17 protein-coding genes and 1 tRNA gene are annotated in these 23,337 nt (G+C 44.5%); 14 read left to right on the top strand and 4 right to left on the bottom strand.

Translation table 11 applies throughout. From position 1 onward, the window contains the following. Position 1 precedes the first annotated feature (1 nt). From nrdJ to MC7420_RS03815, 6 genes are all read left to right on the top strand, one after another. Positions 2 to 4,504 (top strand): ribonucleoside-triphosphate reductase, adenosylcobalamin-dependent, encoded by a 4,503-nt coding sequence (gene nrdJ, locus MC7420_RS03840; RefSeq protein ID WP_006098443.1) that lies wholly within the window; start codon positions 2 to 4, stop codon positions 4,502 to 4,504. A 158-nt stretch (positions 4,505 to 4,662) separates the two neighbouring features. Next, on the top strand, positions 4,663 to 4,887 hold the full coding sequence (locus MC7420_RS03835) for a DUF167 domain-containing protein (RefSeq protein ID WP_006098428.1): 225 nt from the start codon (positions 4,663 to 4,665) through the stop codon (positions 4,885 to 4,887). Positions 4,888 to 5,668: 781 nt separating this feature from the next. Next, on the top strand, positions 5,669 to 6,187 hold the full coding sequence (locus MC7420_RS43205; protein WP_006098639.1) for an NF038130 family PEP-CTERM protein: 519 nt from the start codon (positions 5,669 to 5,671) through the stop codon (positions 6,185 to 6,187). Next, positions 6,166 to 6,585 carry an NF038130 family PEP-CTERM protein gene (locus MC7420_RS43200; protein ID WP_198016370.1) on the top strand — a complete coding sequence of 140 codons (420 nt, stop codon included), beginning with the start codon at positions 6,166 to 6,168 and terminating at the stop codon, positions 6,583 to 6,585. Before MC7420_RS43205 ends, MC7420_RS43200 begins: the two co-directional genes overlap by 22 nt. Before the next feature lie 448 nt (positions 6,586 to 7,033). Next, positions 7,034 to 8,050, top strand: a complete 1,017-nt coding sequence (locus tag MC7420_RS03820) for an NF038130 family PEP-CTERM protein (protein ID WP_006098752.1) — start codon at positions 7,034 to 7,036, stop codon at positions 8,048 to 8,050. 201 nt (positions 8,051 to 8,251) lie between these two features. Continuing rightward, entirely contained in the window at positions 8,252 to 8,962 is a 711-nt protein-coding gene (locus MC7420_RS03815; RefSeq protein WP_044204764.1) for a hypothetical protein, read from the top strand. 88 nt (positions 8,963 to 9,050) lie between these two features. Here MC7420_RS03815 and MC7420_RS03810 read toward each other — a convergent pair whose 3' ends face one another. Further along, entirely contained in the window at positions 9,051 to 10,322 is a 1,272-nt protein-coding gene (locus MC7420_RS03810) for a lipid-A-disaccharide synthase-related protein (RefSeq protein WP_006098439.1), read from the bottom strand. A gap of 287 nt (positions 10,323 to 10,609) precedes the next feature. Here MC7420_RS03810 and MC7420_RS39120 point away from each other — a divergent pair, with 287 nt between their 5' ends. From MC7420_RS39120 to coaBC, 8 genes are all read left to right on the top strand, one after another. Then, positions 10,610 to 10,786 (top strand): hypothetical protein, encoded by a 177-nt coding sequence (locus MC7420_RS39120; RefSeq protein WP_157453018.1) that lies wholly within the window; start codon positions 10,610 to 10,612, stop codon positions 10,784 to 10,786. Positions 10,787 to 11,096: 310 nt separating this feature from the next. Next, positions 11,097 to 11,558: a hypothetical protein gene (locus MC7420_RS03805; RefSeq protein ID WP_006098661.1), complete on the top strand. Its 462-nt coding sequence runs from the start codon at positions 11,097 to 11,099 to the stop codon at positions 11,556 to 11,558. A 609-nt stretch (positions 11,559 to 12,167) separates the two neighbouring features. Continuing rightward, the gene (locus tag MC7420_RS03800) at positions 12,168 to 12,617 is read left to right on the top strand and encodes a hypothetical protein (RefSeq protein ID WP_044204986.1); all 450 of its coding nucleotides are present in this window, start codon (positions 12,168 to 12,170) and stop codon (positions 12,615 to 12,617) included. Continuing rightward, a complete protein-coding gene (locus MC7420_RS03795; protein ID WP_006098537.1) occupies positions 12,614 to 12,985 on the top strand; it encodes a DUF1818 family protein in 372 nt (123 codons plus the stop codon). Before MC7420_RS03800 ends, MC7420_RS03795 begins: the two co-directional genes overlap by 4 nt. 266 nt (positions 12,986 to 13,251) lie before the next feature. Then, positions 13,252 to 13,325: transfer RNA gene (locus tag MC7420_RS03790), tRNA-Pro, on the top strand. Positions 13,326 to 13,467: 142 nt separating this feature from the next. Next, positions 13,468 to 14,325 carry an FkbM family methyltransferase gene (locus MC7420_RS03785; protein WP_232231627.1) on the top strand — a complete coding sequence of 286 codons (858 nt, stop codon included), beginning with the start codon at positions 13,468 to 13,470 and terminating at the stop codon, positions 14,323 to 14,325. A gap of 226 nt (positions 14,326 to 14,551) precedes the next feature. After that, entirely contained in the window at positions 14,552 to 14,764 is a 213-nt protein-coding gene (isiD, locus tag MC7420_RS03780) for a protein IsiD (protein WP_044204758.1), read from the top strand. Further along, a complete protein-coding gene (gene coaBC, locus MC7420_RS03775) occupies positions 14,761 to 15,960 on the top strand; it encodes a bifunctional phosphopantothenoylcysteine decarboxylase/phosphopantothenate--cysteine ligase CoaBC (RefSeq protein WP_006098707.1) in 1,200 nt (399 codons plus the stop codon). Before isiD ends, coaBC begins: the two co-directional genes overlap by 4 nt. Before the next feature lie 65 nt (positions 15,961 to 16,025). Here the strand turns inward: coaBC and MC7420_RS34825 are convergent, their stop codons facing one another. From MC7420_RS34825 to MC7420_RS03760, 3 genes are read right to left on the bottom strand one after another with little or no spacing between them, the layout of a single operon-like run. Further along, positions 16,026 to 16,793: a response regulator gene (locus tag MC7420_RS34825; RefSeq protein WP_006098669.1), complete on the bottom strand. Its 768-nt coding sequence runs from the start codon at positions 16,791 to 16,793 to the stop codon at positions 16,026 to 16,028. A 10-nt stretch (positions 16,794 to 16,803) separates the two neighbouring features. After that, positions 16,804 to 17,250 (bottom strand): response regulator, encoded by a 447-nt coding sequence (locus MC7420_RS03765; protein WP_006098453.1) that lies wholly within the window; start codon positions 17,248 to 17,250, stop codon positions 16,804 to 16,806. Further along, the gene (locus MC7420_RS03760; RefSeq protein ID WP_052307419.1) at positions 17,234 to 23,209 is read right to left on the bottom strand and encodes a protein kinase domain-containing protein; all 5,976 of its coding nucleotides are present in this window, start codon (positions 23,207 to 23,209) and stop codon (positions 17,234 to 17,236) included. The genes MC7420_RS03765 and MC7420_RS03760 overlap by 17 nt, the downstream gene beginning before the upstream one ends. Between the last annotated feature and the right edge of the window lie 128 nt (positions 23,210 to 23,337).

Below are 23,337 nucleotides of genomic sequence, written 5' to 3'. Positions count from 1 at the left end.
GATGGTAAGAGAGCTTGAACGGGAACGCATCAATGGTGATTTTCCGGAAACGGCACCGACGGCAAATCCGGTGTTTTTCCGAACCTACAGCCGCCGCACCGCTAAGGGTAGAGAGACGTGGAAGGAGGTGTGCGATCGCACTATCCAAGGCTTAAGCAAACTGGGTAAGCTGACTCCCGCAGAAACCGCCCTGCTGGAGAAGATGATGCACCAGATTAAAAGTTTACCCTCCGGGCGCTGGTTATGGGTCGGAGGCACCGATTGGCTGGAAAATCCGGAGAATTTCTCTGGCGCTTATAATTGTACGTCTACGAATGTGTTAGACTGGCGTGCCTTTGGCTTAATGATGGATCTCGCCATGATGGGATGTGGCACAGGGGCGGTTTTAGAACCCCAATATATCAACCAGTTACCCCCAATTCGTAATCATCTGAATGTAATCTTAGAGGGGGAAATTGGTACAACACCACCAGAGGAACGCCGGGAAAAAACCGAGGTCAAAATTGATGGAAATCAGGTGACCATTTATGTCGGGGACTCCCGTCAAGGGTGGGTTCAGTCCTATCAAAGGCTACTGGAATTATCCACAGATGAACGATTTTCTGGTGAAGTTCAGGTATCCATTAATGTGAGTGATATCCGTCCCGCCGGAGAATCCCTAAAAGGCTTTGGTGGTGTGGCAAATCCGGTTAAATTACCAGAACTTTATCAGCGATGTGCGGCGATTTTAAATAAAGCCGGGGGACGGCAATTAAATTCAGTCGAATGCTGTCTATTAATTGATGAAGCCGCTGTCGTGGTTGTCGCCGGAAACGTCAGGCGTTGTTTACCCGAAGGTTCCCTGGTTCACACGGAGTCGGGATTAGTTGCCATTGAAAAAATTCGGATTGGCGATCGCGTTTTAACCAGTAACGGGTTTTATCCGGTAACCAACTTCTTTGATCAAGGCGTTCAATCCCTCTGTCGAATTAAAACCGAGGATGGTTATTTAGACTGTACTCCTGATCATAAAGTTGCTGTATTAACCGACATTTATGGCAACTACACAATGGTGAAAGCCAAAGACTTGAAACCAGGCGATCGCTTAGTTTTTGTTCCCCATAAAATTCCGGGAACCCCAACAGAATTACCTGAATTTAAAGGGAAACGAAGTTCCCAGGCGAAACCAATCACCGTACCAGCGCTAACCTCAGAGGTGGCATATTTCTTAGGGTATTTACAAGGAGATGGTTTAGTCAGTTCTGATGGTTGGCGGGTTCCCTTGCGGATTCACCAAGATAGTCCGCAAATTCTAGAACGCTTGATTGCGGTGGCTGAACAGTTTGGGTTACCCACTCATACGTTAAGAACACCAGAACAGGGAAAAACAAAGACCTTTGAATTACAACTCAATTCTGCCGCCCTGAATCAGTATCTTTCCCAGTTTAAGCAGCCGTTTACCTCACCCTCTGTACCCGACTGTATCTTATTGGGAACTCAGACGATTCGGGAAGCCTATTTAGCCGGTTTAGCGGATGCTGATGGATGTCATTCTCAAGGAGTTTTAGTCACTTCCGTTCATCCCGACTTTTTGCGGCAAATCCAGACTCTCTATGCCTCTTTGGGAATTGCCACACGGTTGTGTGCCTCAATTCGTAAGCGCACAGGGAAATGGGAAGGTGAGTTAGTGACTGTCGGTGAATCGGCTGATTTAGCTGTACAAACCTTCATGTCTACTGACTCCAGTACCTTTAGTGAACGACAACGACAACGCCCCAAATCGTTTCACGATCATGGATTTCCCCTAGACATAGTGGAACCTGGGGTTAGTCGCGATCGCGATAATTATGGAACAGGTGAAACGCAAGTCATTACCCCAACCGTAAAGCGATTGGTTCCGGAATCTACGGAGTTAATTCCCGTCAAAGTTAAGTCTGTAGAAACTAACGTTCGCACCGCACCAACCTATGACATTGAAGTGGCAACGATTCATGAATTTGTCTGCGAAGGGATTCTGGTGTCTAATAGTGCGGGGATGCGCCAAGGGGTTAGTGATGATGAAAAGTTTGTTAATGCTAAGGATAACCTTTGGCAACAAGATGAACATGGAAATTGGCGGATTGATCCGGAACGTGATGCGTTGAGGATGGCAAATCATTCCCGTGTTTTTCATCATAAGCCTACCTTAGATGAATGTATTGCTGCCGTTCGCAAACAATATTATTCCGGTGAAGGTGCGATTCAATGGGCGGGAGAAGCCGTAGCACGAGCAAGTTGTGATTTGCTAGATACTCCAGCCTTGAGAAAAGAGTTTCTGCAAGCTTACGAACAAGGAAAAGCGAGTCACTGGTTACAGGAAAAGTATCCGAATTTGACCCCCGATGAAATTGAGCATCGTTTGCAGCGGTTTGGCTTAAATCCCTGCGTGACGGCTGATACTTGGGTGCATACGGAATTTGGTCCCCGCCAAGTTAACGATTTAATCGGGAAACAACATGGAACTTACGTGAATGGGGAACTGTTTAGCACAACAGCCGATGGCTTTTTCTATACGGGCGATCGCGCCGTCTTCACCCTAGCCACAAAAGAGGGGGTTTCCCTACGTCTGACAGGAAACCATCAAATTTTGCGTATTAGCGCCCAAACCCAAAAGCGTCAATATACCGAATGGGTAGCGGCTGAGGAATTGAAACCAGGCGATCGCGTCTGCTTGCACAATCACCGAGGAATTCAGCCTTGGCAAGGTGTGGGAACATTTAACCAAGGATGGTTATTAGGGAGTCTCGTTGGTGACGGATCACTAGCAGAAACTCAAGCAATCGTGCGATTCTGGGGTGACTCTCCTGTCAAAATGGCAGAGTCTGAAGTAGCAACCCTCCAGAACAATGGTGTTTGTACTGTAAATTTAGGGGGTGATTCTGATCGCCAACCGGATTTACAGCAAGTGGCGTCAAGTGGGCTGGATCAATTAGCCGCCCAGTTCAAGATTCATCGCGGTCAAAAAATAGTGACGCCAGAAGTTGAACAAGCCAGCTACGAGTTTTATCAGGGATTCCTACAAGGCTTATTTGATGCCGATGGTAGCGTGCAAGGAACGCCAATCAAAGGCATTAGCGTGCGTTTAGTCCAACATAATCTTGAATTACTGCAAGCCGTACAGCGGATGCTGCTGCGCTTGGGAATTGTTTCTACGGTTGATCAAAATCAGCCCAAATTGGTAATAGCTAACGACAACCTGATTGAATTCCGCGATCGCGTGGGTTTCCGTCAGCCGGAAAAACAGCAAAAGTTGGATAATTTACTCAACGGATACAAGCGTCAGCTAAACCGGGAACGCTTTGTTGTCACCGTTGAGTCGGTTTCTCCTACTGGTATCGAATCCGTTTACGATTGCACCGTTCCAGGTGTCTCCCGCTTTGATGCCAATGGCATTGTCGCACACAATTGCGGTGAAATTATCGGCTCAGTATTCCATTGTAATTTAGCCGAAATTCACCTGAATCAAATTGATCCGAATAACGAGAAAGAACAAGAGGAAGCCTTTAGTGCGGGGGCGCTTTCCGTTGCCATTTTACTCAACCATGAATTTGTTGAGGAACGATATCAAAAATCACGGGAATTAGACCCCATTGTCGGCGTATCCTTCACCGGATTATTCGATTTCTTTGTCAAGGCGTTTGGCGCAGACTGGTTACACTGGTGGGCAGAAGGGCGCCCCGATACGGATCAAGGTGTACAGTTTAAGCAACAAGAAAAAGCCTATTTAACCCGGTGGCGCGATATTGTGCATCGGGTAGTGTGGGAGTATTGCGATAAGCATGGGATTAAACGCCCCAATCGCTGTACAACCGTGCAACCGTCTGGAACAAAATCGCTACTCACAGGCGCATCTCCGGGTTGGCATCCTCCTAAGGCACAGCGATTTATTCGCCGAATTACATTCAGAAAGAATGATCCGGTGGCGTTAGCTTGTCTGGAATACGGGTACAATGTCACGCCATCCCAATCCGATAAAGATGAAAACGGGAATCTATTAAATGATCCCTTTGCTGAAGCCTGTTCGGAATGGCTGGTGGAAATTCCCGTGGCTGTATCCTGGGCAGATTTACCCGGTGCTGATGAAATTGATATCAGTCAGTTTTCGGCATTGGCTCAAATGGATTTTGCCATGCAAGTTCAGCGCTGGTATGTGACACACAACACCTCGTCCACCTGGGAATTGCGCGTTAATGAAGTTGAACCCTTAGGCGAACGGATTTATCAAGCGATTCAGAATGATGAAGGGTATATTTCAGCGGCGCTATTGGCGCGGTTTGATGACCATCAATCCTTCCCCCGTTTGCCTTTTGAACCCATTGATAAAGCCACATACAACCAATTGATGGAAGAAGTACAACAGCGACGAAAAGTCTCTGAGTTCTATTCGGCTTTGGAGAAATATGATGCTGGCGAATTAATGGAAGCCGGACCCGTGGGTTGTGATTCGGATAAATGTATGTTCCCAGAACAGACACCGAATTCATAATTCATCGTTCGGATAAACCTCCCGACTAAAACCATTTGAGTTCCCTCCCCTTGGCAAGGGGAGGGTTAGGGAGGGTTAGGGAGGGATAAACTCAAGGTATTGAAGATTTTTGAGCTTAAGTGAACACCAATGCAAGCGGGTTGTCCCTACAGGTGGATATGAAAAAATCGGTAAAAGTTAAACCCAACTCGAAAACCCAATCGATAGAAGAAATGGCGGATGGGACTTTAAAAGTGAACCTGAAGTCGCCGCCTGTGGATGGGAAAGCGAATAAGGAGTTAATTGAGCTATTGGCTGAAAAGTTCAATGTTACCAAGTCTCAAGTTCAGATTAAATCAGGGTTGTCGTCTAAAATAAAATTAATTGAAATTGTTGCAGATTAGAATTGTTTTCAAATTTGAGATCGATTTCGTAGTTGCGCTTTAGTGCTAAAAACGCTTAATTCAGCGTATTCAATCAGATATCCTAGTGCAAGAAGGCAGGAATAACTGAACCGCTAATATCTCCCCCAGCTTCCCAGACGTAGCATGCTACGTCTCTACATGCTCCCCCAGCTTCATCGTATCTACGAAGCTGCTCAAGTATTGTTCCCAAGCGGCACTAGGTTCCCGCGCCAGATTTTGACAAGATCAAGCTGTCATGCATTTAGATTGGAAATGGGTAGCGAGCAAGATGCTCACACTACAAGGTTGCAAGGTAAAAGGAAATGATAACTGACGAGAAGAACATGATCGAATGATTCATAAATCTAAATGTTTTTGCCAGTAAACTGGGGAAAAACGTTACAAAAATTAAATGGACACAATAAAAGTTAACGGTGGAGATTAGGGAACAGGAAACAGGGAACAGTAAGGGTTTGAGGACTATTTACAAGACTTAGTACAGTGCCGTTTTCTTTTGTCCGACTACTTAGTGCAAGAAGGCAGAACGCAGGATATAGAAGGAAAGAAAGCTTGTACAGTAAGCTGTTGCACCTTTTAAAACTGGATAGTTATTTCTGCCGCGCTGCACTAGGTTTTCCTGATCTTCTCAAAATCTTCACAGAAGCCTATAGAAGTTTTACACGGGCTTTACCCATTGGCATAGTTTAGCTTTTTATAATACAAAATATCTGAGAGTCGGCTGGCTTTGTCACCACTCAATAACTAAGTAAGGAAAGAAATCATGAAAAGCAATCTGAATAAATTACTGGTTGGCGCATCAATTCTTGCCAGTGTCACTGGGCTTGCTACTGCCCCCGCTTCCGCAACAACATTTACTCTCTCTGGTGCAGACATTATTAAATATGAGGCGATCGATACGAATAAGGATGGCATATTGGATACAACAGTAGCCAATCCAAACGCCGATATCAATGCTCTCCTACAAGGAAATTGCAGTGCTTTCGCCTATAGTCCTGATTACGAATGTAACCCTGGTGAACCCGGTGGAAACCTAGAATTATTCGCCAGCAGCGAACAACTCAACCTGAATCAATTTTTGGCGCATGATGAAGTTACCAGTTTAGAAGCGACGTTTGATGATGGTAGAAGCATGACACTGAGTAGCCTTACGGCAGTGGACTGGTTTGGAGAAGACTTAAAAACTGGCTATGGGGAAAATACATTAGCCAATAGATGGTTTAATGATGCTCTGAGTGCTTATAGTATTGCTAATAGTCCATTTCTCTACGACGTATTCTGAAAAGCGGTGGATTCCAACGGTTCAGTGATGCGAATATCGCGTACGTCAATAACAATAATGGCACAGTGGATATTGGTTTAGCGGGTCACTATGACGCGACACACATGTTGTTAGGCATCCTCAACCCTCAACAGCAGTCCTTAGTAGGAATGTTAGGTTCACCATTGCAAGCCAGTGAGGTGGTTAAAGTTACCCATAACGGCAGAACCACTTATGCATACACCTTCAGTGCAGCTAGATCTACCCTTTCGTCCAACGATGGAACCAATTCGCACACTGGAGTCTACGATCCACAGTTTACGCTTGATCCAGTTGACGTGCCAGAACCGTCGATTCTACTCGGCTTAATTGGCGTAGGTGGTTTAGTCGCAGCCAAACGCCAGAGCAAAAAATCTTAGGTCAAATGTCGCTGAGATAGACGCTTGTAACAGTTAGATCAGTTTTTAGGGAGCCAACAGGCTCCCTTTGTGGTTTGACGATCTGATTTTTGTCGGTGAGTAGGCATACTTCGGTGGCGATACACCATTTTTTTTACAAAATGCCACCAAGGGTATACAGATTGCTAGATTAATTTATATATATTTAGTTGTTGAGTGTTCATTACCACATATAAAAAGAAATGGCTACAACTTCATCAAAACTTTATCGATTTTTTGCGAAACTTCATGTAAACTTTATAAAGAGATGAGGAAATGTGTGTGCAGGCGACGAAAGCTCAAGGGCTGAAGACATCACCTGTTAGAGGACAACCAGAGGTTATTAGAGCCAAAAGAGGGTTAGCCAAAGCCTAACCCTGTGTATGTGCTGTTAAGAAGGCTCAACCTATAAAGTCACGGAGATACTGCAATGAAAATCAATATCCAGAAACTGCTCGTCGGGGCATCAGTTGCCGTGGGTGTCAGTGCGATCGCCACCAATCCAGCGTCGGCTGCATCTCTGACTAACCCTAAAGTGACGGGTGAAAAGGGAGTGGACTATTTCATCTACGAATACGTCCCCAATCCAGATCCTACAGCGACGGCGGATTTTACCAAGCTCAACAACGATGCTGATTTGGAAACAGTCTTGCAAGGAAGTTGCTCAGTTGGAGGAGCGTTCATACCCAGCAACAGTTGTAAAAAAGGTGAACCAGGGGGCAATGTTGAGCTATTCGCAAATAGTGAACGATTATCCTTTGATGAATTCTTGAACTACACCACGGTGACTAGCTTAACGGGTGATCTGGGGGACAAAAGCATTACCCTGAGCAGTTTGACGGCAACAGATTGGTTTGGGGAAACCTTGGATACTAGCTATAACGATAATGGCGATAATTTGAATTTGGCGAACGAGTGGTTTGAGGCGGCTTTAACCTCCTATGGCATCACCAATGGTTTGCTAGAAATGGCAAACATGTTTATGCCCACAATTCCCAATAGTAAAGAGAGTCTGTTCAACGAATTCCGGGATAATGGCGGATTTCAACGATTCAGCGATCCGAATATCGCCTATGTTGAAATGGATGATATGACGGGAAGTCTAGAGGTTGGGCTAGCGGGGCACTATGATGCCGTTGACCTAATCTTTGATGATTTAACCGATCAGCAGAAAGGTATGTTGTCAATGGTCTGGGGTGACCGACCCGTGCAAGCTGCTGAACTTGTCAAGATTACCTATGAGGGAGAGACTACCTACCATTACAGCTTCAGCGCTGCAAAATCTGGGTTGCTTGAACAGGGGGATATGATGTCTCATACAGGTCTCTACGATCCTGAGCTAACCAGTAATGTGGAAGTGGAAAAGGCTCCTGAACCCTCCTTTATACTAGGAAGCCTGTTGGCGGCGGGTGGCATGTTTGCTGCTAAGCGCAAGCAGAAAAAATAGTCAGCTACAGATAAGAACGTTTGTATTATATCAGAGGGAGATAACTCCCTCTTTTTTTTGTGCGATCGCCTGCCCACGACTTGACGATCCAAAAACTTCATCAAAACTTTATATAAACTTCACGGTTACTTTACCTCATCAGGGTTATACATCTCATAGATTAAGAAGGAACTCGTATATCTACAACAGAGAACACCCAATATGAAAAGGTTATCCATTGTGATCGCTGGAACAGCTATAGCTCTAGGAACAGTGGGTATGGCTCCGGTTGAGGCAGCTACTGTTACCAATCTCAAGTATTCTGGATATCTGAGTGTGCAATCGCAGTATTTGCCTTATCTACCCGGTGTTGATATTACTGGGGATGAGGTAACAATACCCATAGACCAGGATTTCGATATTGACAACCTTAGCGGCAGGCTATCTGATACAGGGGATACTATGTTAACCATTCCTTGGAAAAATGCATCTGACACCTTGTCAGATCTCTTTCCAGAATTCTTGTCATTTTTTTATCAAGATGATTTACTGACTTCTTTTCAGGGAAGTGGTTCTGTTTTTGATATTCAAAACAATAAACTATCGGATTTTAATTTCATTTACGACACACCCACAGGTGAAATGGTTGTGGACGGCTATGATTTTAATGAAATTGAATCCTGTTTGTCAGCTACATGTATCGTAACAGGTCAAGGAGGTATCTCCTTATCCGTTCCTGTCGCTGCCATCGGTATTCCGATTCCAGGAACAATACCGGTTGACGCTGATATAAGTTTTAATCTAACGCAAACGGCAAAACCTCTTTCTTCAACACAAACTCCATCGGCTCCAGAACCCTCATTTTTATTAGCAAGTTTATTGGCGGGGGGAGGTTTATTGAACGCCAAACGCAAACGAGCGAAAGTGAGTTAAATTAAGCGATTAAGCTAGGTTTTCTTCAAATCAAGCCAATCGCTACACATATAAGGAAAATTTATCACCTTATGTACGGGAGAGCCAATTATTTCTCAAACCGTTCCATCAAACAATCGGCAATGCGTCGCGCTGCACCCGATTGACCCATACGACGGCGACCATTGTCGGCAATCAGTTGTAAGCGATCTGGGTCTCGCAACAACTGCTGTAGGACTTGGGCGACTCGATCTGGTTGTTCGACTAAAATTAAGGATGGTCCTAATAGTCGGGTTTGGGCTTCAGCAAAAGCGGGGGTGTATTGAGGACCCATTCCCGGAATCGCGATCGCAGGTTTTCCTAATCCGACAAATTGTTCGGTTGCGGTTCCCGCCATGGCAATGGAGCAGTCTGCTTTGAGCAGACAAAGGGTATAGTCGTCTTGGGTTAATATCAAGATGCCATTCTTTTGGGTAAAGGCGATCGCACTCGGATCATTCAACTTCAGATTCACGTCGATGGCTTCCAGAGGCTGCTGAAGCCAGCCATACCCTATCAACGTTTCTTGTAAGGGGTCAAGACTTAAAGCGGGTGCGATCGCGCCGAGAAACACCACAGATCGTTGCTTATAAGCATCCAATAGCCCATTTGCGGCTAGGGCGATTTTCTGCCAATTCTGGTAGGCTTCTGGCATTCTCGAACCAGGCAATAATGCAACAATCAAAGGACGCTGCATTTCTTTTTGTTCGGCATCGGGTTCATAGAATATCGGTTCTGGCTGTTCCGGTTCAATCCCATCCATCATCGGGTTCCCTAAATCCAATGCTGGAATTGACCATTTTTGCAAAATTTCTGTTGTCAGTTTATCTCTAGGAAACACCGCATTGCATCGCTTGCGACTCATCAACCAACGTTCCCATGGCAAATACACAGAACCAGCCCATCCTTCGCGACGCTTACGATTCGGTAACCATCCGGCTTCATCCCGCAGATAATACTCCGATTTAGCTGTCCCGACAAAAACATAAGGGGCACCACTTAACCACGCAAACAAAAGCGGGACAATATCCCCCACCGCTAAAATAACCCCACCGCGTTTCGCCCAACGGCGAACCGCTTTCAATTGCGCCCATGTCAATTTCAACAAACCACTCTGCACATCGCGCAGCAGGTGACGCCCTTCCATATAGATAAAACCACCAGAGGGCATGGTTTGCACGGGTCCAACAATCGGAATATCCAATTGTCGATAGGCTGCACCTTCACCCACTAATGGCAATGCGGCTAATTCGGGCGCATCTGGGCTAGCGTTGAGTTCCTGTAAAATTCGGACAGCAATGACATCTTCTCCGTGCCCGTTGCTGATGCACAGCAGTTGCATAGTTTGGTTATCGGTGATTTGGTAATATCACTATTAATTTACCGGAAATAATGGGTCTAAAGTTTCCTCCTTCTAGGGCGGCTTTTTCTCCAGAGAAATCATCCTATTATAGTAGGATGAATAGTAGTCTGCTGTGATGGCATGAGTTCCGGTCATTGTGTGAGTACGTGCAGTTAATACTGTTCGACTGGTAGGGAATCACCGTCCTTGTAGGGCGGTGAGGATGTCAAAATATAGCAGAGGCACAATTTCCAACGGCAGCAGAACGGATTCGATGCATTGGACAAGTGGCTGGATGGAAGGGTGAAGTCGTAATTGCGTCGCCATCCCTGATGCCAGACAGTTGGAGTTTGCCCTACAATTTAGAACAGCATTGGGTGGTCGATTCTACCCGCATCCGCCAGGAATTGGGTTATGTTGAACCCGTCCTCTTAACAGAAGCACTGAAGTGTACCATTGAGTGAGAACGAATTCACTTGCCTGAAACCGTTTCCTCAGCAGCAGCACCAGAATTGCTGGACTATGATACTGAGGATGCAATCCTAGCTCAATTGGCAACGATTAGGAGTTTGTAGGATAAGTACAACGGCGATTGCGTTAAAACAGGAGTAAACCCCTGCCCTAGTAACAATGAACCAGCCCAACAATCTCGGTCTGGAGAGTTCCAATCATTTTTTGATAGTGAATCATTCGCCTAAATTATCCCCGGAGTCGGACCAACTAAGCACAGAGACATTAGATTCAGGTGTCTCGCCTGAACCATCCAAATCATCAATGACATCGGCTTTAGATATCCCATCCGAAAAGCCAAAATTATCAATGACTGAAAAATGTGGGTTAAATAATCAGTTATCAATTGTTGATCCGCGTCGTCGGAATGGTTTAATTATCTATAAACGTTATCACGCCGAGTTTGCTGGACCTGGTGCCGCCGTCGGTGGAATATTTGATCATGATTGTCGGCAAGTGATACCTGTGGGGGATATGAGGTTGCTCACTCCCGAATCAGCCGATGAGCGAAAACGTGCTTGTTTAATTCGCCGCCAGTGGGCGCAACTGACGATACAAATAACCAATCATCCCACATCAGCCAAACGTGCCCAGAAGATTCTGAGTCAGTTTGAGGGCTTTTTTGATGCCGAAACAATTGCCAAAATACCTGACGAAGCCTTTGCCCTATTGGTGGGTGTATTTCCTTATACAATTCAGATGATTCGAGATTCGCCAAGGAACTAATTAGGGTCTGCGGAATAAGTGTTGTGGTGGGGAGAGGGAATAGGGAACACCTCGACTTCGCTCGGTGTGGAATAGGCAACACCTCGGCTTACCTCGGCTTACTTCGACTTACTTCGACTTCGCTCAGTAAGCTGTCATGCATTTAAATTGGGTATTAGTAGCGAGCAAGATGCAAAGCCTGCGGCATGGCTTCGCTTAACGCACTACCATCCTTTCGCCGTTATTGATATTAAGGTTTAAATGCCGAACAGCTTAACACGCTCGGTGTGTCTTATGCAATGGTTTCAACCTTCTGTCGTCAACCCTCTGTCGAGGGAAAATTCGGCGCTGACGGTGCAAGTCCCTTAATAATGCTCCAGAGGAGGATATTACGTTTTGTGAATATTTGACTCATCCGAAGCAAACACCAATGATACAACTTACTGGCTGAGTTAAAACAGTGAGTAAACTCATGACAGAGTAACCATGAACCATTCCCCCAATCCAGTTCTAGAGAGTTCCAATCCTTCCTGGATAGTAAATTCTTCACCTAATTTATCCCCGGAATCGGAAACTCTAAGTACAGAAGCATCAGGTTCAGGTTATCCACCCAAACCGCCTAAATCATCAATGATTGAAGAGTTTGGCTTCAATAATCAGTTATTAGTTGTTGATCCGCGTCGTCGAAATGGTTTAATTCTCTGGAAACGTTATCATGCCGAGTTTGCTGGACCCGGTGCTGCTGTCGGGGGCAGATTTGATCAGGATTGTCGGCTCGTGATATCTGTGGGAGATCTGAATTTACTCACTCCCGAATCAGCCGATGAGCGCAAACGAGCTTATTTAATTCGCCGCCAATGGGTGCGGTTAACTATACAAATAACCAATAACCCAATACCTGAACAACGAGTTCAGACAATTTTGAATCAGTTTTTGGGCTTCTTTGGCGCTGAAACGATTTCCCGAATGCTAGATGAAACCTTAGCCCTGTTGGTAGAAGCCTTAGCCCTGTTGGTTGGGGTATCTCCTCATACCGTTGAGATGGTAATCCGAGATTGGTTGGAAAAGAATGACCAATGACAACAGAACGAATTGTCAAAACTGGATCAGGTTGGCGTCTAGGTTGGAATCCTCAAGCAACTCATTATCAGGGGTTAGTCGGTACCGAGGAGTGGGCAATCGAGCTGACTCAGGCGGAGTTAGACGATTTTTGTCGATTGTTAGCACAGCTTGCTCAAGCCATTGAAAACATCGCTGATGAGTTGGTCGATGAGGAGAAAATCACCTGTGAAGCCGAAAGTGATTTGCTCTGGATGGAAGTCGAAGGTTATCCCTCTGCCTATACGCTACGCTTCATTTTGAACCGGGAACGTCGTTGTGAGGGGAGTTGGCAAGCCCAAGCTGTTCCCGGTTTACTGCAAGCGGCTCAGTCTCTACAAGTATTTTGAGAGAGTTCCAGAGGGGGCTATGAATGGAAGAGATACCTGAGGTGTGTGTAGGGGCGACCCGCTTGCATAAATGCTCAACTCGAATCCACTCCATGACATTGGGTCGCCCTTTCCTCTCAATGAGAACCTGTTGGGTTGAGCGAAGCCGAAACCCAACCTACAGGATTTTGTGTTCTGACAAGCTTCCCTTCAAACCCTTGCGTCAGAACGTGTTTCGGGAAAGTTGTTAAAATGATGAATCTTATGATAATCTAGGAAAGGTTTCACGGGGCGTAGCGCAGCTTGGTAGCGCACCACTTTGGGGTAGTGGGGGTCGTGGGTTCAAATCCCGCCGCTCCGATTGAGTTTCAAGGCATTCCTGCAACAGGTACGAGAACCGAGGTCTATTGAGTTTGATAGTTCCCCGGCATTGAAAATAGGCTTAATCATTAGGAGCTGGAGAGTTGTAGACTTGCTCTATGATCAGATGCGATTAAATCATTGTGAACATCTCTGACAATTATTTTGTTCGTCTTGCTCAAGAAGTGGGCTACGCCAACTTTGCCTATCGGTACACGTTAAGAAAATTGTACAAGCTGGCAAAAGTAGACCAAAAGATTGTGCTGCCAAATGGTGTACCAATGGTTCTTCCCTGGCATAGTAAGTTTGGAACAGAACTTTTTCTCAAGAGGGATAGACTTGATTGGGGCAGTGAAACCCTTCTGCTTAAATTTTTGGATAGGGAGAAAAGCTTTATCGATGTTGGAGCTAATATTGGATACTACAGTTTGCTAGCTATAACATCATCTTGCAATGTTTACTCCTTTGAACCTGATCCTAGAGTAGTTGAAACTCTGAAGAAGAATTTAGCTCAGTTCCAGAATGCTCAAATTATCAGAAAAGCCTTGTATTCTGAGCCTGGTACGATGGAACTCAGTCTTAGTGCCTCTCCAGAACTAAACTCGCTGGTAAGACAAGGCTCACAAGGTCAAGGGATATCTGTGCCAGTTACCACTCTAGATGTTTTCATGGCAGATTATCCTTCACTAAGCGTTTCGGCTATTAAAACCGATGTAGAGGGGGCTGATTTTCAAGTCTTATTGGGTGGCAAAAGCTTGCTAATACGAGATCAACCCCTTGTCTTGTCGGAAGCGTATCCCCACAAAAAACTCCTAAGATTTGCGGAATCAATCGACTTCACTGTTTTTGCATTTGCTAAACCTAAAGACAAGAACAAGTCCCATATAGCACCAGAACTTATAAAAGTTGAGACGCAGCCAACCAATACACGAGTAAAGATGATATTCCTAGTACCTAAGAGACTGCTATCGCAATTTGCAGCGCTTGCTACAGAGAATTAGTTGATAACTGCCTTGCTGGATTGGGCTTTAAGTCAGGTGCAGTACATTTGTACTGATAATTTCAGGTTAATTCTTAGGTTAGGGCTTCATGACGCAAACTGCAAAACCTTACAAAGCCTTAACAAAAAAAGTCCCCAGTTCTGTCCTTGAATGGCGATAATAGAAACGCGGCGGTAATAGCGCTCTGTGCAATGTACATCAATCCGATTCAAGAGAGGCGTGAACAATGGCAACGTTAACCATGTCCCAGCGTGATTTGTCGGCTTTCACGAAACAGGATGTTGCTGAATTAGCAGGACGTTTAGAACAGGACGAATATGAAAATGCGTTTGCGGGACTAGATGACTGGCATGTACTGCGGGCGCTAGCCTTCCAACGTCCGGATTTGGCAGAACCCTACCTCTACTTGCTAGACCTAGAAGCGTATGATGAAGCGTGAATGAGTCGCGGCGAGTATTGATAGGTATAGGCGGTGGTATCGCCGCCTATAAAGTTTGTCAGGTTATTTCCACCCTGTTTCAGGCTGGGGTGCAAGTTCGGGTGATTCTCACCCAAGCGGCTCAAGAATTTATCACCCCCCTGACTATTTCCACCCTCTCGCGCCATCAGGCGTATACCGATCGCCTATTTTGGCAACCGATTCATAATCGCCCCGTTCATATCGAGTTGGGCGAATGGGCTGATTTATTCGTGATTGCCCCCCTTACCGCCAACACATTGGGCAAATTAGCTCACGGTTTAGCGGATAATTTATTAACTAATACCGTTCTCGCCTCCCATTGTCCCGTACTCCTTGCCCCAGCGATGAACACGGATATGTGGGAACAGCAGGCAGTACAACGGAATTGGCAACACCTATTGAGCGATTCCAGGTATCATACGGTGGGACCCGATGCCGGACGATTGGCGTGCGATCGCGTGGGTGCAGGGCGCTTGGCAGAACCCTCCGAGATTCTCGCTGCTATTTATTCAGTGTTATACACAGGTGGTAAGCGGGATTTACTCGGCAAACAGGTATTAATTAGTACAGGTGGCACCAGAGAACATTTAGACCCCGTGCGCTTTATTGGCAATCCCTCTACAGGTAAAATGGGATTGGCATTGGCACAAGCCGCCAAGCATCGCGGCGCCAAAGTGGTGTTAGTTCATGCGCCTCTAACCGAACCCATTCCCCCCGATATTCAGGCAATTTCCGTTGTCAGTGCGGCTGAAATGCGTCAGGTCATGTTATCTTATTTCTCCGCAGCCGATCTGGTAATCATGGCAGCCGCCGTCGCCGATGTCAAACCTGCTGATCATACCTCAGAGAAATTACCCAAAGCCCAGCTTCCCACTGCCTTAGCTTTAGAACCTGTACCCGATATTTTGGCAGAACTCGGACAGCGCAAACAAAGTCATCAACAGTTAATTGGGTTTGCAGCACAAACTGGCGATATTGTCAAGCCTGCGTTAGAAAAATTAAACGTCAAGAATTTAGACGCGATCGCCGCCAATCCCATTGATCAGCCGAATGTGGGATTTGCCAGCGACACCAATCAAGCCATTTTCATTAATAAACAGGGACGCCAGGAGTCGGTTCAACCGTGCAGCAAACTTGAACTCGCCCACGCCTTGCTTAATTTTATCGGTTCGTAGTAGGTTTGTAGTAGGCACTTAAGTGCCTGAAAATGCTAGCACTAAAGTGCTGACTACAAACAGCCTTATTCATGAATATCTCGTCCTTCAGCAATAAGTAAAATAACCCGTTCCTCCTCATCTTTTAACGGTTTAAGCGAAAAATCCATGCGAACCATGACGCTTTCCTGTTTGCGAAACTGAACGTCCTGTCGCACCAAATCACCATTAGCCGCCTTTTTAATCGCCGCTTTCAACCACTCCTGTATAGAGGGGCAATGATTCCAACACTCCAGTTTCCATACGGGCAAACCGAGTAAATCATCTAATTTATAGCCACTTGCATTTAATGCCGTTTCATTGATATCCACAATCAGCCCTTCTGGAGTCAGCAACATCATGGATTGAAAGGTTTGATTGAAAATTCCCCGGAAACGTCGTTCACTATCCTGGAGTTTTTTGAGAATTTGTCCCCGTTCAATCCCGTACCGAATCGTTTTCACTAATAAGGGAATTGTAATATCATCCTTAAGTAAATAATCTTGCGCCCCATGCGCCATTGCTCCTAGGGCTAATTCTTCGTCATTGGCTCCCGTTAACACAACAATGGGCAGATAGGGAATCGCCTCTCGAAATTCAGTAACAGTTTCTAAGCCATCAGCATCAGGAAGATTCAGGTCTAACAAAACTACATCAATGGGAAAATTCGTACAACTCTCAATCGCATCAGCGAGTCGTTCAACATGATGAAGTTGCCATTCGGTTGGGTCTAAACGTGAAAATCGATGACGCTGCAAGCGAGCATCACTAGGGCTATCCTCCACTAACAGGACATGAATTAGGTGTTTGTCCATAGGACTGGTATCACTCCGAGGGCAATTGAACCGCCGCTAACCAAAATTCCTCCAATAGCTGAACCATTCGCATAAACTGTTGAATATCGATAGGTTTGGTAATATAGCAGTTGGCATTAAGTTCATAAGACTTGAGTATATCCTCTTCATCCTCTGAAGTTGTGAGAACGATCACGGGAATCCGTTTGAGCGTGGGGTCTGATTTGACCGAGGTTAATACTTCTTGACCATCCATTCCCGGTAAATTCAGATCTAACACAATCAAATCTGGACGGGGAGTGTTAGCATAATCTCCTTGCTGGAGTAAGTAGTCTAGGGCTGTTTCCCCATCTTCCACCCAATGTAGGTTGTTGGCAATTTTAGCTTGCTTAAAGCTGATCTGGATCAGATTCGCGTCACTGGGGGAGTCTTCCACCAGTAAAATTTCAATGGGTCTAAATCTATAATGGCTGCTCATCGGAGGATATCAAATAGGGAAGGGTGAAGAAAAATGTGCTACCAACTCCAGGTTGAGATTCCACCCAAATCTGTCCACCGTGGCGTTCGACAATTTTCTTACAAACGGCTAAACCGATACCTGTACCCGAAAACTCGCGCCGGGTATGGAGACGTTTGAAGATGACAAAGATACGGTCGAGGTATTTGGGTTTAATCCCAATTCCATTATCCTTGACCTGAAACAGCCATGCATTCTCTCTTAATTGTGCCTCAATCTGGATGTGAGGGGGGCGATCGCGGCAGAATTTGATCGCGTTGGCGATGAGATTTTGAAACAGTTGGATCACTTGAGTGGGATCAGCCTGAACCGTGGGGAGGGAATCGTGGCTAATCGTCGCTTGGCTTTCTGCGATCGCGATCTGTAAATTCTCAGTCACCTGATGTAGGATGGCATTACAATCGGTCGGTTTCCCTTCGGGGGGACGAGTCCCCAAACGAGAATACATCAGCAAGGCTTGAATCAACTGGCGCATTCGGGTTGCACCATCAATGATAAATGCCATATAGTCTTGGGCGGATTCATCGAGTTGATCCAGGTAGTCTTGTTGCAACAGTTGGGTATAACTTGCCACAGCGCGTAAGGGTTCTTGTAAATCGTGGGACGCTATATAGGCAAACTGTTCTAATTCTTGATTCGATCGTTGGAGTTCCTGGGTGAGTTCTTTAAGTTTTGTTTCCGCCTCGCGACGTTCAGCAATTTCCGTCTGTAAGACGTTATTCATGGCGCTTAAGGCTTGGGTGCGTTCTTCGACTCGCCGTTCTAATTCTTCTCGTGCATTTTGTAAGATATGTTCTGCTTGTTTTTGCAGGGTGATATCTTGGGACATCACCATCCCAGCAAAAATCTCACCTTGCTCATTTTTCACCGGAAGCGTATACACTTGATGGGTGCGATCGGCAAATATCATTTCCGATACATTGGTTTCTCCGGCTAAGGCTGACTGATACAGAGGTTCGATGATTTTACAAACATCAGGTGATAAGACATCTGTAATTGTTTTTCCTTTTAACTGTTCCGGCTCAAAGCCGCCAGCCCTTATTCCCTCCCCTTCTGCTAACAAGAAGCGTAACTCTCGATCAAATAATAAAACACTGCCATTGGGAAAGTTTTGCGTCAGGGTTCGATAAAGTCCCTCACTTTTACGTAAAGCAGTTTCTGTGCGTTTGCGTTCGGCAATTTCCGCCTGTAATGAATGATTAAGTTCCGCTTGTTTTTGCCACAGACGAGAATTTTTAATCGAAATCGCAGCTTGGGCTGATATTAGATTTAACAGTTCAACTCGTTCGGGCGTAAATGCCGCGATCGCTAAATTATTTTCTAGATAAAACAGTCCAATTAATTGTCCTTGATTTAGCAGGGGCGCACAGACGATAGATTTGGGTTGATTTTGCTGAATATAGGCATCAGTAATAAATCTATCCTCAGACGTGGCATCGTTTAAGACTAAAATGTCTTGCGTCCGGCTGACATAATGGATAATCGTGGTGGGAATATCTTGGCTGGTTTCTAAGGGAATTGATTGCAAGACAGCAATACTATCTAAATCTCCCCGACACGTTGCTTCAATCCGTAACTGCCCATCCCAATCCAATAGTAAAGCGCCTTGTGTCGCCCCAGCATTTTCGATTAAAATTTTTATTAAGCTAATCAGCAACTTATCGAGGGCAATTTCACTGGAAAGCGCTTGGAATGTTTTAATGATCGTGGTCAAGTCTAGCACAGCGGCAAGATGACTCCCCGAAACTGAGTTCGTATGGGAATTGGTAAGTGTATCTTTGATATTAACCGAGGTTAAGGCGTCGGTAAATAAGCCAGGATAAGTCTTCTCTAAATCTTCAACTTTTCGCTTGGCACCCCAATGTTGATAGCTATGGCGTGCTTTTTGCATGTAGAGTTGAGCAAACTTTACCTTACTTTTACTCAACCAAAACTTTGCGGCTAGTTCATTTGCTAAAGCTTCATGGTGAATAAACCCATTGGTTTTAGCTAAATCAATGGCTTGATCATAGAGATCCATTGCTTTTTCCGTTTGACCAGAAATCCGTGCCATTTCTGCATTAATTAATACATAGTTATGCCGAAAATTTTCTGGACAATTGTCTGCCCAACCTTTCATCTGAACTTGAGCAATAATCAAGGTTTGCCAATAATCAGCTTGTTGACTCTCCGCCGCCTGAGGATAGAGTGCAGTTAGAATCAGGGATATATAAAAATTATGTTCAGCTTGGATGTATAAACCACGAATAAAGGGCAGGTATTTTTCGGTTTGCTTAATACAATTAAGTGCTGCTTCGGGTTGGTTGTAGAGATAGAGAACCCAGGCTTTAATACTGTAAAATGTACAAAGACCACCAAACGTCTGATAAGTATGGCAGCTAGCTAAATAATTGGCTTCACTCATCTCATCAGTATCAAACACTTCTTTCGCTTCCGTTTGTCCACATAAATTCCAAATAGGCAGTTTACAGGCTAAAATCATGTCTGTTACCCATTGGTTTTGAGTTTTGCGGCTAAAGTGCAAAAATGCATCCGCTTGGGTAAGGACATCGGTTAAGCTTGAGCCTTGATTGAAGGCATTATGAAATTGATTGTTTAAGATATAGCCAACATATTGAAAATCCCCAGCGTCCATTCCCGCCTGATAAGCTTCATGATTAATCGACTCAGCACATTGAATCGGCTTGACCCAGGAATTCAAAAATGTCGCCAAGAAATGATGGGTGCGACTGATATAAATTGGATGATTAAACGTTTTGCTCAGTTGACAAGCCAGTAAACCAAAGGCATACCCAGACTGATAATCTCCCCAAAGCGAACCCAGGAGTAATCCATAATTAGAATAGCCTTTAGCTGATTCCGGAGCATTACCATATTGTAGGGATAAACTTACGAGTTTTACCGTAACCCACGCATAACTATCTTGATCAAAGAAATACGTGGGCGGATCGAGACTTAATAGTAAATTTACTGCCGCTTTTGTCACCCTGTCGGTCATGTATGGTAAATCAATTAGACTGGCAATGTGCCGAGTTCCTAAATTTCGTTTTAAGTCAGCTAATTCACGATTTAAGCCGCTTTTTACATTAGTGTCGGGAAAATTGATACCGATTTTTTTGAGGGCTTGGCGTCCGACTTGAATGGCTTCTTTATAGTTGGCTAGCATGGTATGCTGAACAATAAGCAGGTTATACAGTTCAGCCTGTTCCATAACGGATTTGGCTTGAATTAAACACTGATAAATTAAATGCTCTGACGAGTCAAAGTCGCCATTCAAATATTCAACTTCAGCGAGTTCCTTATGAAGTTTTAAGGTTAATGAATACTGGTCAGTCCAGCTTGTTTCACTTAAGCTTAATAGTCCGTAGTTTAGGTAATCTCTAGCGGCGGTATAAGCCGTTGCTGACTTCGCTTTTTTGGCAGCCGCTAAGTTTAACCGAGTTAATTCAAGTCGTTCGTGAGTGGTGGTAATCGCGTAAGCTTTCCAATTGAGATGATCAACAATATCAAAAATTCGTTCATATTTTTGATAGGGGGATAGCTGGGCAAGCAACAGCCGACCAATGCGCCAGTGAACGGTTTCTTTTGTTGCTTTATCCATTAAAGCATCAACCGCTTGTTGTACGCGATCGTGCGAAAATTTATAATATTGAATTAAATGAAAGTAATTTTGCGATTTTTTCGCCTGGGCTTCAATTAATCCTAACTGAATTGCTGGATATAAATCATCCCAGGTTTCATTCGGAGTTTTCTCATGAATTTTGGCAAGTAAATCGAGTTGAAAATGATTTCCGATACAAGCGGCTAAACTTAAAACATGCTGAGTGCTTTCCGGAAGTTTTTTTAACTTGCCAATCATCAACTCCACCACGTTATCTGTAATCGCCGTTTCTTCAATCCGGTCGATATCCCAAGTCCACTGACCTGAACCTTTGTTGGTAGAAGAACTAAAGAAAATCAGATTTTCCTGGGCAAGGGTTTTGATAAATTCCTTAATAAAAAAAGGATTTCCTGCGGTTTTACGCACTATGAGTTCTGCTAAAGCAGTAACAGATTGAGCATCTCTGTGTAAGGTTTCGGAGATTAACTCAATAACTCGTTCCCGGTTCAGGGGGGTTAAGATAATTTGGTTGAGAATAACGCCAAGACTACAAATTTTATCGAAGCTAATCATTAAAGCATGATTCGGATCAACTTCATCGTCTCGATACGCACCAATGAGGAATAGATGGTGGATTGGGTCATCTGTCAAAATGAATTCCAGCAACTTTAGGGTAGCCGCATCAGCCCATTGTAAATCATCTAAAAAAATGACTAAAGGATGTTCAGGTTGACAGAAAACCCGCATGAAGGCTTGAAATACTAAATGGAAGCGATTTTGGGATTCAGCCAATCCTAATTCTGGTACTTCAGGCTGAGTACCAATAATTAGCTCAACTTCTGGAATGACCTGGATAATAATTTTTCCATTGCGACCTAATGCTTCCAGTAATATTTTTCGCCATTGCCTAAGTTTTGCTTCACTTTCAGTTAAGATTTTTCGGATTAATTTGGAGAAGGCATTAACCAAAGCTGAGCAAGGAGTATTTCGTTGAAATTGATCAAATTTTCCAGTAATAAAATAACTATTTTCCTGGATAATAGAGGGGCGAATTTGCTGGATTAGAGCGGACTTACCAACGCCAGCATCACCCGTAATCAGAATGATTTCACTCAGCCCTTTTTTGGTATTTATTGCCCCTTGCCCCTTTGGATAACAAGCGATGCGAGAAAAAGCGGCGAGTAGTGCTTGAATTTCACGTTCTCGACCATAAAGTTTTGGAGGTATTTGCAATGTTTTTCCCAGATCTTGACATCCAAGGGGGAATTCTTTGATTTTGCCAGTTGTTTTTAATTGCTCTAAGCAATACTCTAAATCTGCCTTGAGTCCCACAGCACTTTGGTATCGCTTTTGCGGTATTTTTTCCAATAGTTTCATGACAATATTGGAAATGGCTTGAGGACACAATAATTGGTGATTGGGAAAGTCTTGAGTGTTGACTATTGACCCAACGCTAGGCTCATCTGGAACTAGGTTTGTAGGGATAAATTTAGGAACTTTCTGTTCGTCATTGATGGTAACCTTTGTGCCAAACTCGCCCTGACTAAGTTTTGAGTCAACGTCCCCATCTTTTTTGTCTTCCCCTGCTCCCCTATCCTCCTCCTCTACGACGTTTGACTGCAACGTTATATGAGGGGGGAGAGGCTGTTGAGCCAGATGGCAATAAATCAACTCCATGGGTTCATCTTTATCGAAAGGAAGATGATGGGTTAATAGTTCATAAAGAGTGACACCTAAGGAATAAAAATCCGTGCGGTAATCTAGAGGACAATCCATCCGTCCAGTTTGCTCTGGGGATAAATAGGCTAATGTTCCCTCTACACTAGGCGATTGTTTTAGCGAATGATTTTCGCTAGATACGCGAACCGCGATACCAAAATCAATAATTTTGAGTTGTCCCGTTACCGGATTGAAAATAATATTTGATGGATTAATATCTTTATGAATTGTATTAGCGGCGTGGATTTGACCTAAGCCTTCTGTAATCTTAATCGCAATGTCCAGAATATCGGACAGTGAAAATTTTGTTGTATTGAGTAATACGTTTAATGATTCTCCACCAATATCTTCAAATATGATTACCAACCTATTCTGATAAGTGAGTAAGTCATAGGCGTGAATAACACCCGCCAGTTGCCAGTTATGAGTAATTTCATATTCAGTTTTATAGCGGTTAAGTTCTTCAGACGTAGGATAGTCAGGTTGGAGAAGTTTCAAAATGACAGGTTGAGTATCGACCTGTCGGATACCTCGATAGACTATAGAATTAGAGCTTTCGTATATTTTGGCGAGAATCTGGTAACCTGGAAGGATAATCACGGTGGGATTCCCCTATTAGTGCGCTGTTCCAGACGTAGGAATGGTACGTCTATCTAAAAACGGTAGCATTTTGAGGCGAAACTGTCTCTTGTCTGACGGATTACCACCGAAACGTTGATTTAGTAGGG

Source organism: Coleofasciculus chthonoplastes PCC 7420 (assembly GCF_000155555.1).
Taxonomy (GTDB): Bacteria; Cyanobacteriota; Cyanobacteriia; order Cyanobacteriales; family Coleofasciculaceae; genus Coleofasciculus; species Coleofasciculus chthonoplastes_A.
Note: the sequence above shows the minus strand (reverse complement) of the source record. Positions and strands in the feature narration are given on the sequence as shown.